This is a genomic window from Desulfuromusa ferrireducens (assembly GCF_055389805.1).
The window spans coordinates 4,388,657-4,409,023 of sequence record NZ_AP042415.1 but is presented as its reverse complement, the minus strand read 5'-3'; the positions used below and the strand labels follow the sequence as shown (position 1 = coordinate 4,409,023).

Below are 20,367 nucleotides of genomic sequence, written 5' to 3'. Positions count from 1 at the left end.
TTAAATAATGTATGAGTCGTTTTTCGGTCTCAAGGAGAAACCCTTCTCCCTGACCCCGGACACTGAATATTACTATCGTTACAGCGGTCATCAGGAAGCTCTGAATGTGCTGTTGGTTGCACTGCGCAATGGCGAAGGCTTTGTTCGTGTTGTTGGCGAAGTCGGCACTGGCAAAACCCTGCTTTGTCGACAGCTGCTGAAAGTTCTGCAAAACGATTGTGCAACCGTTTACCTGCCCAACCCCCTGCTTACTCCACGGGAACTGTATCAGGCTATTGTCAGCGAGCTGGAACTCGAAGTGCCTGCAGAGGCGACGGTTCAGCATTTGAATCAGCGCATTCTCGAAGAACTGATTCGGCTGCGTGAGCTGGATCGTCCGCTGGTGGTTCTGATTGATGAAGCTCAGGCCATGCCGTTGCAAAGTTTGGAGGCGCTGCGGCTGTTGAGTAATTTGGAAACGGAAAAGGAGAAGCTGTTGCATATCTTCTTTTTCGCCCAGCCCGAATTCGAACAGCGCTTGGGGCAGACCGATTTACGTCAACTCAGGCAGCGGATAACCTATTCCTATTGTTTGCCAACCTTACGTCAGCCGGAAGTTGTCGGATATATTGAGCATCGTCTGCGGGTCGCTGGCTACGCTGGGTCTGGCATGTTTCATCCGTCCGCCGTGCGTTTGTTGCACAAGGCCAGCCAGGGGGTGCCACGGGTGATTAATCTGCTGGCCCACAAGTCGATGCTCGCGGCTTATGGTAAGGGCAAGCAACAGATTGATAAACGCCTGGTGCTGGCGGCCATTAAAGATTCAACGACGGAGGAATCCTTTCCCCGGAAGTCAAAACAGAGCTCTTTCGTCTTGGAATTTGGCGCCTTGATGGTCGTTGCAGTGCTGACTTTACTGCTGCTGAAGGCGTTGCTATGAGTCTTATTAACCAGATGCTGCGCGATTTGGAAAAGCGCCGTAAAACCGAAAGCCGTCAATTGCCGAGCGGTGAAGGCCCCACGGTTGTCGAGGGGCACAAGCCCTTGCGGAGAATTATGGTTATTACCGTGGTTGGGGTCTTTGCGATCGGGTTGGTCTGGCTTGGGTTAGAGTTCTTTCCCGCAAATAAATTGGCAATCAAGCCCAAAATCACACTGGTGCCTGCAGATGACAAATCGCAGCGGATAGCCATCGTTCGAGGGGAAGAATTATTCGCCGCCTTGGAAGAGAAAAGCGCCCAACAACAAACTTCCGCGGTCACCAGTTATTCAGATTCGAATCAACCGGTTGCGACTGAGTTGAAAAATAAGCAATCTGAGGTCGTACCCTTGGATGTTGCGCCTGTTAAAGCTGTAAAAAAACAGAGCGTCGATGCGCGTCCGGTTGCGGTGACGCCGAGTCAAAGGCCTCAGTCCTCAGCAGTTTATCAGCCGAAATCCAGGCCGCCAGGTGCGGTGACTGCACCGGTCGATAAGGTGCTCGCTGTTCAGCCGGGCCTGCTGGTGCCGGCTGAAAAAACCGCTTCGGTTTCCGGCCCGCCGATAGAGGAAACTGAAGCGGTTGCTGAGAAATCGCCCGCGGCAGCAAAAGTGCTGGTGCCAAGAATTAAAACTCGCGTCGCGACCGGTAATTTTGCTTCGACCTTATTAAACTTAGGGGTTCTGGAAACGGTGGGTTCCGCCCGTTTAATGTTTGAATTTGAGCAACTCCCAGAATATGACTGGTCGTTCCAGGAGGGGGCTGGTCAGAAGATCAGTATTCGCTTTCAAAAATCAGGAGTACGGGCGGCCTTGACCATTCCGCGTTTGAAGGGCCCGTTACTTAAGCGGCTCAGTCTGCAGCCAGGGAAAGAGAGTTTGCAATTGCTGGTTGAGTCGAGCAAAAAACTCAAGGTTCAGACTCTTGAGTTGTCGGCAGATCCCTTTCACGGTCATCGTTTGCTGGTAGAACTCTATGTCCAGCAGCCCACCACCGGCAATGACTCTGCGTCGCAGGTCAGTACCGCTGTTGAGGTTGCGGTGGCGGAGATGCCGGCAGAAAATATTGTTGCTGCGACCAAGAAGGTGAGTAAAAAAGAGCAGTCACAGAGTCGCGAAGAACAGGCTCAGCAGGCCTATCAATCCGCCCTTGAACAGTTACGGCGTGAGAACTACCACGCCGCCGAGGCGACCTTGACGCACGTGCTGAGTTTACAGCCAAGTTTGTTTGACGCGCGTTTGCAACTCGTTGCCTTGTTACAGCAGTTGCAACGAGGTGGCGAGGCTGAAAAGCTGCTGATTCTCGGCCTGCAATTGCATCCCGATAATGCCGCGCTGCGGAAGAATTATGCCCGACAGTTGTTGGCGGATGGCCTGTTGGAGGGTGCGATTAACATTTTGCTCTCGGAGCCACAGCCGGAAGTTGCCAGTGATCTTGAATATCATGCCCTGCTAGCGGCGTTGCATCAGGAAAGTGGTCACTATAAAGCGGCAGTGAAGAGTTATACTCAGTTGCTTAAATACCGTCCCCGGGAAGCCCTTTGGTGGATGGGGTTGGCGATTTCCTATGAGCAGTCATCAGACTATGCCAGAGCGACGAAAGCCTATCAGCAAGCACTCTCCCTGCCGGGTTTGCGCCCCGATCTGCAGGATTATATTCGAAAGCGGCTACAGGTTCTGTAGCTCTGGATCTTTATTGAGGTTAGATTATGGCTTCTGCACAGGAACCACCACAAGTACCAGCGAAAGCAACTCCTCAGGCTGCCCCCCGAAAAAAAATCCGCATTGGCGATCTGATGGTCCGCCGTGGGGTCATCACTGAAGAGCAGTTGATGCAAGCCCTGGCCGCGCAAAAGAAAACCGGCGGTAAGCTGGGCAATACCCTTATTGAGTTGAACCTGGTCACCTCGCAACAGTTCCACGAGTTCCTCGCCAGTCAACTGAATTTACCCTATATCGACCTTAAGCATTACAATTACAAACCCGATACGGTTCGCCTCATGCCAGAAACTGCGGCGCGCAGATTCCGTGGTATTGCTCTGGCGATGGAGGGTGAGCGGATGTTGGTTGGACTGGCAGATCCGACCGACCTGCACGCGTATGATGAACTGGCTAAAATTCTCAAACGGTCGATCAATCTTGCCGTTGTTAACGAAGCGGAGCTACTTAAGGTTCTGGATATCGTTTATCGGCGGACCAAGGAAATTGTCAGTATTGCCGAAGAGTTGGGTGAAGAGCTGTCGCTGGGTGACAGCAATCTCGACTTGTTGCTGGCCGAAGCGGATGTTGAAGATGCTCCGGTTGTGCGGCTGTTACGCTCTTTGTTTGAGGATGCGATCCAAGTCGGTGCTTCCGATATTCATATTGAGCCGGATGAAAAGGTGTTGCGGATCCGGCAACGGATTGATGGCATTCTGCACGAACAGGTGATGAAGGAAAAACGCATTGCCGCGGCCCTCGTTTCGCGGCTGAAACTGGTCTGTGGTCTCGATATCTCGGAGCGCCGCCTGCCGCAGGATGGTCGTTTCAATATCCGCGTCAAAGGTAAAAGTGTTGATATCCGTCTTTCGACCATGCCGCTGCAATACGGCGAGTCGGTGGTTATGCGTCTGCTTGATCAGTCGGGTGGAATACTCCAGCTGGACAGTGTCGGCATGCCACCGGAAATTCTGGAGAAATTCCGTAAGCAGCTGCATCGCCCGAACGGGTTGGTGCTGGTAACCGGACCGACCGGTAGTGGTAAAACCACCACCCTTTACGGCGCCCTGAACGAGCTAAACCATGAAGAGAAGAAAATCATCACGGTAGAGGATCCGGTTGAATATCGTTTGCCTCGGATCAATCAGGTGCAGGTTCATGCGAAAATAGGTTTGGATTTCGCTCGGGTTCTGCGGGCCGGGTTGCGGCAGGATCCCGATATCGTCATGGTCGGTGAGATGCGGGATAAGGAAACCAGTGACATTGCTCTGCGTGCTGCTATGACTGGTCACTTGGTGCTTTCCACATTGCACACCAACGATGCGGTCAGTACCGCTCTGCGCCTGGTTGATATGGGAACCGAGGGGTATGTGGTTGCCAGTTCGTTGCGGGCGGTTCTGGCTCAGCGGTTGGTCCGGAGGATTTGTACCAGTTGCCAGAAGGTTGATAAGCTTGATGCTGCCAGTCGTAATTGGTTGCAGAGTTATGCCGGCCGGATGAAGCTGCCTTTGCTGGCGGCTGAATACATGACTGGAGCGGGGTGTCCCTCTTGCAATAACACCGGTTATTCTGGGCGGATCGGTATCTTCGAATTATTGGAAATCGACTTCGATCTGGCCAATGCTCTACGCCGTAACGATAGTGCCTCGTTTGCCGAATTGGCGAAACAGCAGCCTGGCTTCCGCAGTCTGGCGGAAAATACCCTGATTCTTGCTTTGAACGGGGTCACCAGTATGGAAGAAGTCCTGAGGATTGGCGGGCAGATCGATGAGAGCGCCAAGCTGGAGCCAAAGGCCGATGCGGCACCTGCTGAAGAACCGCCAGCGACTCCTGCGTAAGAGAGTAATCGATGCCTTATTACCGTTATAAAGCCAGGGATTCTGATGGCAAGCTGCTTGAGGGACAGACCGAAGCAAATTCGGCAGATGCGCTGGCCAATCAGTTTCAGGCCAGTGATGTTACTCCGATCAGTATCGTTGAGACGGCCGGGGAGCAGGACCTGCCGCTCGGTCAAAGGTTTAAATTGCATCGGCGGGCTAAAGTCGGACTTGATGATCTGATCCTCTTTTGTCGCCAGATGTACACACTGACCGCTGCCGGTGTGCCGCTGACCCGGGCACTGCGTGGTTTGGTCGATACCGCCCGTAACCAATCACTGGGCGACGCGCTCGCGGACGTGGTTGATGATCTTGAGGGTGGACAGGAACTGTCCGGAGCCTTTGCCAGTCATCCCAAGGTGTTTCCGCCATTGCTGTGCCGCTTGGTACAGGTCGGTGAGGCAACGGGTAAGCTGGATGACGTTTTTCAGCAATTGGCAATCTACTTTGAGCGGGAAAAAGATACCATTAATCGGGTTAAGGCGGCGCTGCGTTATCCGACCTTTGTTATTATTGCGATTTTCTTTGCTATCATCTTTGTCAGTCTCTTTGTCATTCCCGCCTTCGAGAAGGTGTTTGCCGGTATGGGAGCGGAACTGCCGTTGGCCACAAGAATCCTGCTCGGTATGTCAGGTTTCATGTTGAGCTACTGGCCGCTTGTTGTTGGAGTGGTGTTTTTGTTTGTTTTTGCCGTAAAGCGGGCGTTGAAAACCGAGCAGGGGCGCTATCTGTGGGATCGCTATAAGCTGAAACTACCGTTAGTGGGTGATATAATTCTACGTTCGACATTGGTCCGTTTTTCGCGGGCCTTTAACATGAGTTTTGGCGCTGGAGTGCCTTTAACCCAGGCGCTTGCGTTTACCTCTCGGTCTGTCGGTAATTCATATGTTGGTGGGAAAATTGAATCGATCAGAAATGGCGTTGAGCGTGGCGATACCCTGACCCGTAGTGCAACGCAGACCGGCATGTTTACCCCACTGGTCCTGCAGATGTTGGCCGTTGGCGAAGAGACTGGTGCCGTCGATACCATGCTCGAGGACGTTGCGCTGTTTTATGAGCGTGAAGTTGATTACGATCTGAAAAACCTCTCTAGCGCCATAGAACCGATTATGATCGTCATTATTGGTGGCATGGTTCTGGTTCTGGCGTTGGGGATATTTCTGCCGATGTGGAATTTATCCAGCATTTCAAAGTAAACGTAAATTTAGAGTTGATTGATTAGTAATGATGGGGGATACTTCGTAAGTGGGCGCTAATCTTGGTGAGCTCAAACAGGTTTCGAGTGAGCGAGGTTATACCTTTCTTGAGCTGTTGATCGTTATTGTCATTATTAGTATTTTACTGGTGGTTGCTCTTCACCACTATCGTAAACTATTGGTCGATGTCGAGCGAACTTCGCTACAGCATGATTTGGGTGTGATGCAAAGTGCCGTCGGGATGCAGGTTGCGGAGCACTTTTTGGCCGGAGACATGGCCGGTTTGCAGCAGTTGGTTAATAGTAACCCGATGGATTTGTTAGCGGAAAAGCCGAAAAACTATATCGGTATTGTCAGTCATAAAGAACCCGCAGAGATAGAGCAGGGTAGCTGGTATTTCGACACCGATAGCAACGCGTTGATCTATCTGGTGATCAATCAGCGCTATTTTGAAAGTGAATTAAAGCCGGCGCGGACCAGATTTAAGATTTACCCGGTCTATTCCGATAAGAAGGTTGGTGAAGAAAAGAAAACTTATCTGTCAGGTTTGTCGTTGCGCTCGATAGAGCCATACCGTTGGCGGAAAAGTTCAGATTAAAAAAAACGAAAAGACATCATTGTTTACGGGTGTTTTTCACTGCTGGATCGAAACAAAGGAGCTTGAACATGCGCAATGAAAAAGGTTTTACCCTGATTGAACTGGTTGTAGTTATCGTTATACTGGGAATTTTAGCAGCCGTTGCGGTGCCGAAATTCATAGATATGCAGGTTGATGCTCGGGAATCTGCTGTTGGCGGCATGCTTGGTGCCGTTCGCAGTGCGACAGCTTTGGCTCATGCACAAGCTCTTGTGAAGGGGCAAACTAGCGCGACTGGATCAATCACGATGGAGGGAGTTACTGTTGATCTTGTTTATGGCTACCCTGCTAAGTCGGCCACCGGTATTGTACTTGCTGTGACTGCCGATGGTTATGATGTCTCAACAGCTGTTGGTGCTTTCTACTTGGAAGGTGCTCCGATTCCAGCAACTTGTTCGGTGATCTATACTGCGGCAACTATTTCAGGAACAGTCGTAACGGGGGCTAGTTCTTCATCGCTAACCGCAGGTTGTCAGTGATATAATAACCACACCTCGTATTTAGAGGATTGATTTACCGCTAAGCGGGGCCTGCAGTGCGGCCCCGCTTTTGTTTGTTTGGGTAACAATATGTTCCAGCGTCAGTCATTAAATGCCGGTTTTACTCTGATCGAACTCGTGGTGGTGATCCTGCTGCTGGGTATTCTGGCCGCCGTTGCCTTGCCGCGCTTTTTTGATCTGGACAGCTTCCGCACCCGTGCCGCTTATGACGAAGTCGCTGGCGCTGTGCGTTATGCGCAGAAGTTCGCCGTCGCCAGCGGTTGCAATGTGCAAGTGACGACGACAGCCAACAGTTACACCTTGCAGCGACCTTTCCCCGATTGTACCAGCAGCACTTTTATTGCCCTGACAGACCATCCGATAAGCGGTAACAGTGTGGCGGTCAGTCTTAGTTCCTCTCCGAGTAGTTTTATTTTTGATGCCATGGGCCGCTGTTCCAGTGGCGTGACTATTACCCTTGGCGGCAGTGAGACCTTTACCGTTGTCTCCGAAACCGGCTACGTGGATGCGCCATGATAAGATGGTTACTGAAGAGTCAGGCGGGGGTGACCCTGATTGAGTTAATTGTGGCGATGATTGTCATCTCCATCGCCCTGGGCGGTGTGCTGATGGTGATGAATTACACAACCAGCCATTCTGCCGATCCGATGTTGCGCCACCAGGCGATAGCCATTGCCGAAGCCTACATGGAAGAAATCACCCTGAAGGCTTATCTTGATCCCGACGATAGCGCGCTATGCCCTGCGAACGAGGGGAGTCGTGCTTTGTTTGATAACGTTTGTGATTACGCCGGTCATTCCGATGCCGATGCCGTTGGTCAGGTTGGTGCTACAATTTCGAATTACGCGGTCGATGTTGCTGTCACTGCAACCCCGGCGCTCTTTGGCTCCCCTGGCATTGATGGCTTGAAAATCGATGTCACCGTTACCGACCCGGCCGGCGAGACGCTCACGCTGACCGGTTACCGGGCGGATTACTGAGATGCCGATGCTACAGAAAAACAGGTTGGCAAATAACCGTGCGTTCACCCTGATTGAACTGGTCGTGGTAATTGTGATTTCAGGGATCATCGCCGCTATCGGTGGCTCGCTGATTGTTAAACCGGTGACCGGCTATATCGACCTGTCGCGCCGCACCCGGCTGGTCGATCAGGCCGAAATGGCGCTGCGCAGGATGCAGCGTGATGTTCGTCAGGCGCTGCCGAACAGTGTCCGTGTCGATGGGAGCAAGCAATATCTTGAGCTGTTGCATACCAATGATGGCGGTCGTTACCGGGCTCACGCAGCGGTGGGGGCAGACGATGTCCTTGATTTCAGTAGTGCCGATAGTAGCTTCGATGTGTTGGGGGATTTACGGGCGGTGCCGACTGCGGGAGATGAGCTGGTAATCTATAATATCTCCGCCAGCGCAGCAACGGGCAATGCCTACCGATCTCCGGCGGATAATGTTGCCACTGTTGCTGCTGCCAGTACGGTCAGTCACATGGTTCTTTCGGCCGCTTTCAATTTTGCCAACAGTTCGCCCTATCAGCGGTTTTTTCTGGTCGACGGTCCGGTAACCTATGCCTGCGAGGGGAATGATCTCTATCGCTACAGTGGTTATACCAAGTCTGTATCGCAAGCAACACCTCCCAGCGGTGGCAATAAGGCTTTGGTGACTCGTGGGGTGGACAGTTGTAACTTTAGCTATGACGCGGGAGCCAGCCATCGGGCTGGGTTGATTACTTTGCGGCTGAGTTTAACCGAGGCTGATGAAACGATTAACCTGTTGCAGCAGGTTCATGTGGTGAATGCGCCATGAAAATATTTCGACCACTGACAAATCAGGCCGGCTTTACCCTGGTGCAGGCGATCTTTATCCTCGTCGTTATGGCGCTGCTAGGGGTGGCGATGATGCGCTTAAGCGGCGTACAAAGTTCAACCAGCATTTTTGCTCTGCAGGGGGCACGCGCTTACCAAGCTGCGTGCAGCGGGTTGGAGTGGGGTGCCGCGCGCGCGAACACTTCTTGTGCAGATACTAACATCACGATTGAGGGGTTTTCGGTCGCGATTGAATGCGCGAGTGCCGATTTTACTGAAGGGACCAGCTATAAAGTCTACCGGATAGGTTCGACGGCCAGTTACGGAACATATGGCCAGCCGGATTATGTTCAAAGGCGCGTAGAGGCAAAGGTCAAATTGCCATGATGAGATTTTCACGCTTGATCCTGCTCGGTTTGCTGACTTTCCTCTTGGTGGGCTTTATTGCTCCAGTGGCCTGGGCGGGGTGCTCTGGATATATCGGTCGAGCAACACTCAATGAAGCGAGCAAAAAGAATAACGTGGGCTTTGTTGAGGTTAAGCTGCTCGATTCCAACATCAGCAGCATTATCTACAATACCTGGACCATCGGCGTTTGTAGTACGCAGCAAATACAGGGGAAAGATACTTTAAACTGCACTACCTATAATGTTTCCTCGGCGTCGGTGACCCTGCCGTATCTGCTGGTTAGCGACATTGCGCAGAAGCAACTCGATTTTAATAAAGGGGCGGATATCATCCTTAAGGATGGCAGTGGCAATGCCATCGATTATCTGTCGGTTGGCCGCTATTACGCACAAGAGAGCCAGGCGTCGGGATGTCCCTTTGATTTTGGCACCACTGTTGAGGCATCCAATACCCATACCTTGAGCCGTCTGCCAGATGGTACAGGAGAATGGTCTGTCTCTGGCCCTGGAGGATCTGTTTATAACACTGGTGAGGCCACCAATGATGTCACCACTGGACCGGATGACGGCCCGATTGCGCGGGTCGACATAGAAAATGTCAGTGTCAATCGTGGCGATACCGCGACCTTTACGCTGTCGGTTTACGATGAATTTGGCAATCCAACCACCAAGCCCTACAGCATTCAGATCGAATACCGCAGCATCGATGATTCGGCAATCGCCGGGACCGATTACACGGCAGTATCTGGAACCGTGACCATTCCCGCCAATGCCGCTTCGGCGACCTTTGATGTGCCGACCCTTGGCAGCGGAGGCGGTTGCGGTGGGGGAGGCTCGGCACTCGATTTCTGGGTGCGGATCCTGAATCCAACCGGGGTGGCTTATCCGGTGGTCATTCGCAACCATTTTGCCATCGGTACGATTAACGATGGCGGTACCCTCGATCACATTCGGATTGAGCACACCGGGGCAGGATTGACCTGTCAGCGTTCCGATATTGTTATCCGCGCCTGTGACGATGCGACCTGCAGCAGTGAATACCTCTGTCCGGTGACGGTGACCATGTCTCCCGTATCCGCTGCATCTCGCAGTTGGCTCAGTGGCGATACCTATACCTTCAGCACCGGGCATACGACCGTGCAGTTGCGGCAGGCGATTCCGGAAACACTGGCGCTAGGAATTACCAGTCCCAGCCCGACACCAACCAATGGCATCAAATGCTTTAAATCGGGTGTTGAGGGGGATTGTAATCTTGCCTTTCATGAGTCGGGTTTTATTTTTGATGTGCCGGATCTGACGTCTTGCCAGGCTTCCGCAGCAGTTTCTATTCAGGCTGTCAGGGCCGATGTGACTGCACAAACTTGTGTTGCTGACGGCGGGTTTGCCAACAGTAACAAGGCCGTTAACTTCTGGAGTAGTTATAGCAATCCTGCCAGTGGCTCCGAGCAGGTTTCCCTAAGCGGAACGAATATTTCGACTGCAAGTCCCGGTAGCGGAATTTTACTCAATTTTGATGCGACCGCCACCGCCAATTTTACCGCCAGTTATTCGGATGCCGGTCAACTGCGACTCGATGCCCGCTACGATGGTGTAGGGGCTGAAGAAGCAGGCCTGGTGATGCTCGGTAACGATAGCTTTATTGTCCGCCCGGTTGGCTTCTGCGTTTATTCTGATGATGCAGATTCCGCGTGTGTCTCGGGTGATGCCAGTTGCACAGAATTTACCAAAGTTGATCAGGACTTTAATCTTAAGGTGAAGGCTGTCTGTTGGGAGTCAAGCGGCGATACGGACCTTTGCAGCGGCAATTCGACAACGCAGAATTTTATTTTGAACAACATTCCCGTTACCCATAATTTAGTCGCTCCTGCGGCAGGCATCGCTGGCTCCATCGGTGTTTCAACCATCGATATGGTCGCCGCTGATAATGGCGAACACGTTATTGCTAATCAGACCGTTTCCGAGGTTGGAGTCTTTACTTTCAGTGCCACGCCGCCGACCTATTTCGGTTCGGCCCTGCCGGTAGCCACTTCTGCCAATATCGGACGTTTTACCCCGGATCATTTTGTCACGTCGATTGTTTCCGACGGAACCTTGGGGAATGCCTGCACCGGCTTTACTTACAGTGGACAGAGTTTTGGCTATGACTCCTCCGATTATCCTGAAATGCTGATCAGCGCAAAGCGCCTGCTTGTCCCTACGCAGACAACGGTTAATTACCGTGATGACTTCGCCAAACTGGATGACCCTACGATGGTCAATATGCCAGCGGTGGCCGCCGACAGCAGCAACAAGCAGGTTGATGGAACAACTCCGTTGGCATTGACCTGGGTGCCCGATCCCGATCTGACGGCCAATGACGATGGAACCGTGACCTTTAAACTTAAAACCGATCAGTTCACTTACACACGCGATCTCTATGCGCAGGTCGCCGGTTTTGTCAGCGATGTTCAGCTTTTGGTGAATGCGGTCGCTGATTCAGATGGTGTCGCTGCTACCGACCTGCCGCAGTCTTTTGCTCCGTCAGGGGTAGGGATTCGTTATGGGCAGTTGGCTTTGCAAAATGCTTATGGACCAGAGACCTTGCCGTTGACATTGACGTTCAACACCGAGTACTTCAATGGCACCAGCTTTGTGATTAACAATCAGGACAGTTGCACAAGTTACACTCTCGGTAGCCTGTCAATCAATGATGGTGAAGTGGATGACTTGTCTGCTGTTGAAACTTCCGCAGCGGATATTGATCCGCTGAACAACACCTTTTTGAGTGGTGTGGGAGAAGATTTCCAATTGGCCGTGCCAACTACGGGTGATTCTGGCAGCGTTGGATTACTCTACGATCTGGACATGGCTGGAATTGACTGGTTGAAGCCGCTGGACAGTTTAGGGGCAGCGCAGAACCTGACCGGCAAGGCAACATTCGGTATTTATAAGGGTAATGAGCGGTTGATCTATATGCGCGAATCGGTCCAGTAAGTGGAAACGAGCCCCATTTGCACCACATCTCCAGAGTTCCAGCTTGATTTTGCTCCTCGATGTAGCTTTCGCTACACCTGCGGGGCAAATCTGCACTGCGCCTTGGATCTACGGCACTGCTGACGCTCGATCGTAGGGTATCGTTAGGTTGGATCTGTAGGGGCGACCCATGGGTCGCCCGCGTTTGCCGAATGTGGTCGGGCGACCTGTAGGTCGCCCCTACGGGTTATCTCTGTGGTTGGTAGTGTATTCAAAAAAGAAGGCCCCACCGGAAATCCGGTGGGGCCATTTTATTGCAACTTTGAACTTTTAAATCTCTAGTCTTCGCAGAGATCGATCTTGATGTCCCAGTTCTTGACCTTCATGGTGCCGTTTGTAGCCAGGTTCTGCTGCATCTTGAAGCAACGGTCGAAGAGCTGAGGCTCGTGACCGATACCTTTGGCCAGACAAACTTCTTTTGCCATGTTGAAGTAGTCTTGCAAGATTGGCTTGTAATCTGGGTGAGCACACTTGTCGATGATCAATTGTGCACGGTCCTTAGGTGCCAGACCACGCAAGTCGGCAAGACCCTGCTCGGTAACGAGTACGTCGAGGTCGTGCTCGGTGTGGTCGATATGCGGTGCTTTTGGAACCACGCAGGTGATACCGGTCGGATCGGTTTTGCTTGGGCGAGCCGATGGGCTGTGCATGATCTTCAGGAAGCCGTTACGCAAGAAGTCACCGGAACCACCGAGACCGTTGATCATGCGGGTACCGCCGACCAGCGTCGAGTTGGCATGTGCGTACATGTCAAATTCAACCGGGGTGTTCATGGCGATACAACCGAGACGACGGATCGGCTCAGGAGCATTGGAGATGGCCAGCGGGCGCAGGGTGATCTTGTCTGCATACTTGTCCCAGTTGTCGAAGAAACGCGGGAAGCCCGGAGTCTCGGAGAGCGACAGGGAGCAGGAAGATGCATGGTCAAGCTTGCCGGAATCGAACAGGTCGAGCATGGTGTCCTGCAGAACCTCGGTGTAGACAGTCAGGTTCTCGAAAGGACCTTTAGCCAGACCACCTACAACGGCGTTAGCGATGGAACCGACGCCCGACTGCAGTGGCAGCAGGTTTTTCGGCAGACGGCCCTGCTTAACTTCGTTAGCGAAGAAATCCATGATGTGGCTGGCGATTGCTTCGGAAGTTGCATCGCTGTCGGTGAAGGCGCGACCTTTATCGCGGGCTTTCGACTCAACGATGGCGATGATCTTGTCATTGTCACAAGGAATCGAGGTGCTACCGATGCGCTCACCAGCGTGAGTGATCGGCAGAATTTGACGATTCGGTGGGGTCAGACAGGTGACCATGTCGTGCATGCCTTCGAAGGACGGCTGTCCGGTGTTGACTTCGATGATGATCTTGTCGGCAACCATCAGCAGCTCGGGGATAACACCACAAGATGAGGTCGGGACGAGTTCGCCATTTTCAGTAATAGCCGAAACTTCGATGATGGCCACGTCGATACGGCCATTTTCGGTGTAGAAACCGTAGCCGAGATCCTGAGCAAACAGCGAAAGGTGCTTGTCGCCCATGCGGATGCGACCTTCGTTGATGCCCTTGGCAATGTTCTTGCCGGTCTGGTAAGGCCAGCGACGATCGATCATGTCGAGAGTTGCCCAGCGGTCTTCAGTCTCCGCACCAACGGAGGCACCGATAAACAGGTTGAATTTCAGCTCGCCTTGCAGATTATTCTTCTCAACGTGGTCGGCCAAAGCGATAGGAACAGCCTTTGGGTAACCGGCGGGGGTGAATCCGGACCAGCCGAGGTTCATACCAGTTTTGAAAAACTGGACACACTCTTCTGCAGACTTGACCTTGTCAAGCAGTGCTGGGCGACGGACGCGATCTTGAAGTGTTCCGTATTCGGACATTCTCTCTCCTCCTATGACAGGAATAATGTTGGTGCCATCGGCACCTGTTTAAAAGTGCTGTTAGTACAGCGCTTGTATCCTTTGTCAGAATGTTAACTTGCTGATATTTCTTCTAAAGTAGTCTTGTGTGAGAGCGTAGTGTGAGGTTGCTTGAACTCTCATATCAAGTCGAGCAATCTTATTAAAAGAACAGCGTTTTTATATAATGTGTATACAAATCAAGTCAAGGGAAAAGATGATATCCAAGGTAGGGTTGGTTTGTGGATTGTATACAATATTTACCTTAATATGTGCCCCCCATAAACAACCCAACATGCCGATAATTAAAAGTAATATTAGCTGTGCTGAAGTGGTGAAATGGATGGTAATTGAGTCACATAAAATCCTCTATATGATACATAATATATCATCAATACCAGTTATGGTGTTTTATTCTGTATTTGGTTTAGGTGTGTTGTTTGCTTCATTTGTTTGATTGCCGCATTCATTCTGGGTTCCTGTTTATTGTGATGTTTAACTGTTTTGCAGGCGTTTTTGCCGTGATTATCTGCGAGTTGTCTAACATTGATATTTTAAAGGTTGATCATGTGGAGGCTGGTAGTTCATTGCTGCCAATGATTGATGGAGGGAGGGAGGGAGGGAGGGAGGGAGGGAGGGGCTGGTTGGATTGGTGAACTTTGTGAGAAGTTGTCACCGGTGGAGTTTTTAGCGCTGTAATCACAAAGGCCCTGCTGTTGACGAACCAACAGCAGGGCCTTGATTGATTTAGGATGAGGCGAATCAGTCTTCGCAGAGATCGATTTTGATATCCCAGTTCTTGATTTTCATCGTGCCATTTTGAGCGAGGTTCTGTTGCATCTTAAAGCAGCGATCAAACAGCTGTGGTTCGTGTCCGACTTTATTCGCCAGGCAGACTTCTTTTGCCATGTCGAAATATTCCTGCATGATCGGTTTATAGTCAGGATGGACGCATTTGTCGATGATTTTCTGCGCCCGGTCTTTTGGTGCCATGCCGCGCAGATCTGCCAACCCTTGCTCGGTAACGAGAACGTCGAGGTCGTGCTCAGTGTGGTCAACGTGTGGCGCTTTTGGAACGACACAGGTGATGCCGGTCGGGTCGGTTTTGCTTGGTCGCACCGATGGTGAGTGCATAATCTTCAGGTAGCCGTTACGCAGGAAGTCACCAGAACCACCAAGGCCGTTGATCATGCGAGTACCGCCAACCAGGGTTGAGTTCGCATGAGCGTACATGTCAAACTCAACCGGGGTATTCATGGCGATACAGCCCAGCCGGCGAATTGGCTCGGGAGCATTGGCAATGGACAACGGGCGCAGGGTGATTTTGTCTGCGTACTTGTCCCAGTTATCAAAGAAACGTGGGAAGCCTGGAGATTCGGAAAGTGAAAGTGAGCAGGACGAGGCATGGTCGAGCTTGCCGGAATCAAACAGGTCAAGCATGGTGTCCTGCAGAACTTCGGTGTAAACGGTCAGGTTCTCGAAGGGACCTTTAGCCAGACCACCGACTACGGCGTTAGCGATGGAACCAACACCCGACTGCAGTGGCAGCAGGTTTTTGGGGAGGCGACCCTGCTTCACTTCATTGGCGAAGAACTCCATGAGGTGACCAGCGATTGCGTCGGAAGTGTCATCACTGCCTGCAAATGCACGACCTTTATCGCGAAGCTTTGATTCGACTACGGCGATGATCTTATCTGGATCGCAGGCAAAGGATTCCGTGCCAATACGATCGGAAGCTTTGCTGATCAAAAACGGTTGGCGATTCGGCGGCTTCAGGGGGACGATACAATCGTGCATGCCACGGAAGGAAGGCTGTCCAGTGTTGACTTCGACAATAACTTTATCCGCGATCATCAGGATTTCGCCGATGACACCACAAGATGAACTTGGAACCAGCGAACCGTCTTCGAGTATTTCGGAAACTTCGATAATTGCGATATCAATCTTGGGGGTGTAGAAACCGTAGCCGAGGTCCTGGGCAAACAGGGACAGGTGCTTGTCGCCCATGCGAATGCGACCTTCGTTGATACCTTTAGCAATGTTTTTGCCGGTTTGGTACGGCCAGCGACGGTCGATCATGTCGAGGCTGGCCCAGCGATCTTCTGTCTCAGCGCCGACCGAGGCACCAATAAACAGGTTGAATTTCAGTTCCCCCTGCAGATTGTTCTTCTCAACGTGGTCGGCCAGGGCGATAGGGACGGCTTTTGGATATCCGGCTGGGGTAAATCCGGACCATCCCAGGTCCATACCGCTTTTAAAGAACTGGACACATTGTTCGGCGCCCATTTTTTTACTGAGTAAGGATTTGCGATGGACACGATCCTCTAGCGTTCCGAATTCAGACATTCTCTCTCCTCCTGTGGGTAAGGTTTAGGCGTGCCAAGGGCACTTTATAAAAACGCTGTTGCAGCAGCGATCAGGAATTAAGGTGATATGCTAAGGCGTGAGTCTGTGTAGAAAGGGTAGAGAAATCAGCAAGATAAGCTTTTGCGGTTCTCTGCGGCAGATCTTAGCAATAGCATCTAAAAAGTGATTTCATCATAGTGTCGTATACGGTTAAGTCAAGAACAAAAGAACACTTATGGTGAAAAATAACATGTTTGGGAATTGGTCGGGAAATGAAAAGGCCGAAGCTCTTGACAGAGAACTTCGGCCTTATTTGAGTTGATTGTGTACCCTGCAGATTATCAGTATTCTTCGGCCAACACCTTTTGCGCTTCAATCAGGTACTCGCTGCCTGGAAACTGTTCGAACAGTTGGTTGAAGATCGTTTTTGCTTTGTCCTTTTGTCCCGCCTGCAAATAAGCCTTGCCGAGATAAAGGTAGGCTTCATCTCGGTAATAGTAATTAGGGTAATCAGCCAGAGCTTTTTCCAGGCGCTTGATGGCTGCCTGATGATGATTCTTCTTCTGATAATAGTGCCCGACGTAAACTTCGTGCTCGGCGAGACGATTACGGCAGCGCTGAATCAGATAGCCGACCTCTTCGGTTTGCGGATATTCAGGAAAGCGGAGCTGCAACTCCTCAAAAACGCCTAATGCGCTTCTGGTGCTGGTCTGGTCCCGGTCTGCAGAAAGAATCTGCTGATAGTGACTCAGGCCGAGGCGGTAGATCACATCATCAATCCGCGTGTCACTTGGGTGCTGTTTTAGAAAGTCAGTGTAGGCGGTAGCCGCTTCTTCGTAGCGCGCGGAGCGGTAATAAGCTTCGGCGATTTTCATTTCCGCCAGCATATTTAACTCAGGAGAATAGTAGGTATCGCGTACCTTCTCCCATGAGGCGATCGCATCATCATAGAGTTTGCTCTCGTAGAACTTTTCGCCCTCTTGGAAAAACTTTTCTGCAGAGTGGCGCGGAACAACCTTTGGGCTACTGCAGGCGGACATAAATAAAGTGAGCAAGATGATAAACAGGAATCTGTTGGTCATTAGTATCTTTCCTTTTTGACGTGAGATGTCAAGAAGCTACGGAATCTGCTAAGTTTTGTCAATCCTCTTGGAAATTAAAGTCTCAAAGCGGTATGTCTGTGCTGGTAAATGCAGGAAGATTTGTTGAAAATTACCTTGTTGATTGACTCTTTTCTTCTGCTTCATGATAATGGCGCTGGTTTTTGTTGCTGGTTTTTGTTGCTGGATAGTGTTGCCGAGCGGTTTTTAGTTATGCAGTTACTCTATATCGGAATCTTCGGCGGACTCGGTTGTGTGGCCCGTTTTTTAGCCTCTGGATGGACTTACCAGCTAGTCGGACGCAGTCTTCCTTACGGGACCTTGCTGGTCAATATCGTCGGCTCTTTCCTGCTCGGTTTATTGATGACCTTCGGTTTGCGCACGACACTTGTTTCTCCGGAACTACGTATCGGTTTGACGGTTGGTTTTATGGGGGGATTTACGACCTTCTCGACCTTTTCCTACGAAACGCTTAAGCTTCTGGAAGAAGGCAGTATCTGGCAGGCCGGAGCGAATATCGTCCTGAATGTTTTGCTCTGTCTGGTCTTTGCCCTTCTCGGAGTATTTGTGGCAAGGCAACTTTAGTGGCAAGGAGGCAATAGTGATGAGACACCTGGAAGGTGAACAGGTCCTGATGCGGATCTTTGTTGGAGAGTCGGACCGCTGGGAAAACCGCCCATTGCATGTTGCTTTAGTGGAACTGTTGCGTCGCGAAGGTTTTGCCGGGGCAACCGTTCTTAGAGGGGTCGCCGGGTTCGGTGCCAACTCCGTATTGCACACCGACAGCCTGCTCAGTTTGTCCCAGGACTTGCCTTTAGTCATCGAAGTCGTTGACACTGAGGAAAAGATCGAAATGATTTTGCCCCGCCTTGATGAAATGCTTTCAGGTGGGATGGTCACCCTGGAAAAAGCGCGGGTTATCCGTTATGCCAAATAAGAATGGAATTTGAACGATGCTGAAACGATTATTGCAGGTTTTCGCTGCCCCGACCAATCAAGACCAGACAGCGCAGGTTGATCGCATTCCGCTGGCCGCCGCGGTTTTGTTACTCGAAGTCGCGCATACCGATGGCGAATACCACGCTGACGAAGAACAACTGATCGGCTCTTTACTAAAAGAGCATTTTTCTGTTGCTGACGATATGTTGGCGGAACTGCTCGAATTGGCTGAGCACGCCCGGGTGAACAGTAGTGACCTGCACCAGTTTACCCGAGATATCAATAAGGCTTTTACGCAGCCGGAAAAAGAACAGATTATCGAGGCCATCTGGGAACTGGTTTATGCTGATGGGCGACTTGACCATTTTGAAGACGCCTTAATGCGGCAACTGGGGACTTTGATCGGTCTCTCTCATCGGCAATTGATTGCCGCCAAGTTGCGTGTCACCAAAAAGTGAGCCGAGTTTTAACCCGCGTTGTTGACTGGGCCCATGACCTGCTCGCGGAAAAAATTAACAATGATAAGGGGCAATTAGCTGTCGACCTGACCGCCGGGAATGGCTATGATGCGCTAATGTTGACTCGGTTGGTCGGGAAATCCGGTCAGGTCGTCGCTTTTGATGTCCAGCAGGCTGCGCTGCAAAGTACTCGGCAGCGACTATTGGATCATGGTGCCACGGTACGGATGTGGCAAGCGGGCGATGCGGTTGTTCCTCTTGCCGCCGGGGTTGATTTGGTCGAGGCCGGACACGAGCAGCTGCGCCGTTTTTTGCCCGCTGCTCCGCAGGTGATTATTGCTAATCTCGGTTATTATCCGGGTGGTGATCGGCAAATTGTCACTCTGCCGCAGACGACCTTGATGGCTCTGCAGCAATCGTGCGAACTGCTGCTCGCAGGTGGACGTTTGGCGGTTGTTACTTATCCAGGTCACCCTGGGGGGGCGGAAGAGGGGCAGGCGGTCGATGGTTTTTTTTCCACGCTCGATGACAGTAAGTTTAATGTGCTGCAGATGAAGGTCTGCAATCGGCTTGATGCTCCGTATCTTTCGGTAGCGGAGAAACGCTCATAGTCAATAGCTTTGATTACAACTTTTATTTTTTTATCAAATATCAAAAGGCAGTCTAGAGGGGCTACGCATGTTAAGAAAATTATTACTTTTGCTGGTGGCATTTTCATTTGTTACCAGTCCGTTGCAGGCTGCCGGTTCGGCCGCAACAAGTCTGCCAACGGTGGTTCTTCCCGCCGAGCAGACCGATGATCAGTTCGACGAAGATTTTGCCGATGACTTCGATACCGATTTTTCTGGCGGGGGCAACGTTGATGAAATCCTGATTGCCGATCCGGTCGAAGGTTTCAATCGCAGCGTTTTCTGGGTTAACGATAAACTCTATTTTTACCTGATGAAGCCGGTTTCCAGAGGTTATCGTTTGATTTTGCCGCGTCCGGCAAGAGTCTCTGTTGGCAATGCCTTTGCCAATGGTTCCACTCCGATCAGGGCGGCAAACGCCCTATTGCAGTTTAAATTCCGGGACGTTGCGACCGAGCTTTATCGTTTAATCGTTAATTCTACGGTGGGCCTTGCTGGCTTGTTTGATCCCGCCGGTTCGATTGTTGGGCTTGAGAAAGTCAAAGAGGATTTCGGTCAGACCCTCGGTTATTTCGGTGCGGGGCATGGTTTTTACTTGGTACTGCCGATCGTTGGCCCGTCAAGTTTCCGCGATGCCGTTGGTGGGCTGGTTGATACCCTGGCGGATCCCCTTAGTTACGTCGGCTTGGCCAGCCTGGAGTATCTGGGGGTTAAGTCGTTTCGGGTGGTCAATAGCTTGTCGCTCGATCGGGATACCTACGAAGGGATTGTCCGCGATTCCCTCGATCCGTACCTGTTTGTCCGCGCCGCATATGCCCAGCGGCGCGCCGCACAGGTTGGCAAGGTCGATTATGATATACTGTCGATCGAAGGTACTTTTTTAGATGATGAAAAGTTGAATCCATTTCACTGGTTGGGGTTATAGA

General features: G+C 51.4%; 19 protein-coding genes. 16 read left to right on the top strand and 3 right to left on the bottom strand.

The genetic code is table 11. From position 1 onward, the window contains the following. The first annotated feature begins 7 nt into the window (after positions 1-7). The 11 genes from ACZ5PT_RS19775 to ACZ5PT_RS19725 all read left to right on the top strand — a co-directional run bounded on the left by ACZ5PT_RS19775 (position 8) and on the right by ACZ5PT_RS19725 (position 12,044). The gene (locus ACZ5PT_RS19775) at positions 8-919 is read left to right on the top strand and encodes an ExeA family protein (protein ID WP_464264733.1); all 912 of its coding nucleotides are present in this window, start codon (positions 8-10) and stop codon (positions 917-919) included. Then, on the top strand, positions 916-2,640 hold the full coding sequence (locus ACZ5PT_RS19770) for a tetratricopeptide repeat protein (RefSeq protein WP_464264732.1): 1,725 nt from the start codon (positions 916-918) through the stop codon (positions 2,638-2,640). Before ACZ5PT_RS19775 ends, ACZ5PT_RS19770 begins: the two co-directional genes overlap by 4 nt. Positions 2,641-2,666: 26 nt before the next feature. After that, entirely contained in the window at positions 2,667-4,493 is a 1,827-nt protein-coding gene (locus ACZ5PT_RS19765) for a GspE/PulE family protein (RefSeq protein ID WP_464264731.1), read from the top strand. An 11-nt stretch (positions 4,494-4,504) separates the two neighbouring features. Further along, positions 4,505-5,728, top strand: a complete 1,224-nt coding sequence (locus ACZ5PT_RS19760) for a type II secretion system F family protein (protein ID WP_464264730.1) — start codon at positions 4,505-4,507, stop codon at positions 5,726-5,728. A 49-nt stretch (positions 5,729-5,777) separates the two neighbouring features. After that, positions 5,778-6,326: a prepilin-type N-terminal cleavage/methylation domain-containing protein gene (locus tag ACZ5PT_RS19755; protein ID WP_464264729.1), complete on the top strand. Its 549-nt coding sequence runs from the start codon at positions 5,778-5,780 to the stop codon at positions 6,324-6,326. A gap of 68 nt (positions 6,327-6,394) precedes the next feature. Further along, positions 6,395-6,844: a prepilin-type N-terminal cleavage/methylation domain-containing protein gene (locus ACZ5PT_RS19750; RefSeq protein ID WP_464264728.1), complete on the top strand. Its 450-nt coding sequence runs from the start codon at positions 6,395-6,397 to the stop codon at positions 6,842-6,844. A 90-nt stretch (positions 6,845-6,934) separates the two neighbouring features. After that, entirely contained in the window at positions 6,935-7,381 is a 447-nt protein-coding gene (locus ACZ5PT_RS19745; RefSeq protein WP_464264727.1) for a GspH/FimT family pseudopilin, read from the top strand. Further along, the gene (locus tag ACZ5PT_RS19740; RefSeq protein ID WP_464264726.1) at positions 7,378-7,845 is read left to right on the top strand and encodes a prepilin-type N-terminal cleavage/methylation domain-containing protein; all 468 of its coding nucleotides are present in this window, start codon (positions 7,378-7,380) and stop codon (positions 7,843-7,845) included. Before ACZ5PT_RS19745 ends, ACZ5PT_RS19740 begins: the two co-directional genes overlap by 4 nt. A gap of 1 nt (position 7,846) precedes the next feature. Then, positions 7,847-8,665, top strand: coding sequence for a prepilin-type N-terminal cleavage/methylation domain-containing protein (locus ACZ5PT_RS19735; protein WP_464264725.1), 819 nt, complete (start codon positions 7,847-7,849; stop codon positions 8,663-8,665). After that, positions 8,662-9,051: a pilus assembly PilX family protein gene (locus tag ACZ5PT_RS19730; RefSeq protein WP_464264724.1), complete on the top strand. Its 390-nt coding sequence runs from the start codon at positions 8,662-8,664 to the stop codon at positions 9,049-9,051. Before ACZ5PT_RS19735 ends, ACZ5PT_RS19730 begins: the two co-directional genes overlap by 4 nt. Continuing rightward, complete coding sequence (locus ACZ5PT_RS19725; RefSeq protein ID WP_464264723.1) at positions 9,048-12,044, top strand: DUF6701 domain-containing protein; 2,997 nt, start codon at positions 9,048-9,050, stop codon at positions 12,042-12,044. The genes ACZ5PT_RS19730 and ACZ5PT_RS19725 overlap by 4 nt, the downstream gene beginning before the upstream one ends. A gap of 317 nt (positions 12,045-12,361) precedes the next feature. Here the strand turns inward: ACZ5PT_RS19725 and ACZ5PT_RS19720 are convergent, their stop codons facing one another. The 3 genes from ACZ5PT_RS19720 to ACZ5PT_RS19710 form a co-directional block, all read right to left on the bottom strand. Beyond that, positions 12,362-13,951: an acetyl-CoA hydrolase/transferase C-terminal domain-containing protein gene (locus ACZ5PT_RS19720; protein ID WP_464264722.1), complete on the bottom strand. Its 1,590-nt coding sequence runs from the start codon at positions 13,949-13,951 to the stop codon at positions 12,362-12,364. A 780-nt stretch (positions 13,952-14,731) separates the two neighbouring features. Next, complete coding sequence (locus ACZ5PT_RS19715) at positions 14,732-16,315, bottom strand: acetyl-CoA hydrolase/transferase C-terminal domain-containing protein (RefSeq protein ID WP_464264721.1); 1,584 nt, start codon at positions 16,313-16,315, stop codon at positions 14,732-14,734. A gap of 341 nt (positions 16,316-16,656) precedes the next feature. Continuing rightward, on the bottom strand, positions 16,657-17,397 hold the full coding sequence (locus tag ACZ5PT_RS19710; protein ID WP_464264720.1) for an outer membrane protein assembly factor BamD: 741 nt from the start codon (positions 17,395-17,397) through the stop codon (positions 16,657-16,659). A 231-nt stretch (positions 17,398-17,628) separates the two neighbouring features. On the opposite strand from ACZ5PT_RS19710, the gene crcB reads away from it, so the two are divergent. The 5 genes from crcB to ACZ5PT_RS19685 all read left to right on the top strand — a co-directional run bounded on the left by crcB (position 17,629) and on the right by ACZ5PT_RS19685 (position 20,366). After that, entirely contained in the window at positions 17,629-18,000 is a 372-nt protein-coding gene (gene crcB / locus ACZ5PT_RS19705) for a fluoride efflux transporter CrcB (protein WP_464266774.1), read from the top strand. A 19-nt stretch (positions 18,001-18,019) separates the two neighbouring features. Then, entirely contained in the window at positions 18,020-18,352 is a 333-nt protein-coding gene (locus ACZ5PT_RS19700; RefSeq protein ID WP_464264719.1) for a DUF190 domain-containing protein, read from the top strand. A 16-nt stretch (positions 18,353-18,368) separates the two neighbouring features. Beyond that, entirely contained in the window at positions 18,369-18,812 is a 444-nt protein-coding gene (locus ACZ5PT_RS19695; RefSeq protein ID WP_464264718.1) for a tellurite resistance TerB family protein, read from the top strand. Further along, positions 18,809-19,423 carry a tRNA 5-(aminomethyl)-2-thiouridylate-methyltransferase MnmM gene (gene mnmM, locus ACZ5PT_RS19690; protein ID WP_464264717.1) on the top strand — a complete coding sequence of 205 codons (615 nt, stop codon included), beginning with the start codon at positions 18,809-18,811 and terminating at the stop codon, positions 19,421-19,423. The genes ACZ5PT_RS19695 and mnmM overlap by 4 nt, the downstream gene beginning before the upstream one ends. Positions 19,424-19,490: 67 nt before the next feature. Further along, on the top strand, positions 19,491-20,366 hold the full coding sequence (locus ACZ5PT_RS19685) for an MlaA family lipoprotein (protein WP_464264716.1): 876 nt from the start codon (positions 19,491-19,493) through the stop codon (positions 20,364-20,366). Position 20,367 lies beyond the last annotated feature (1 nt).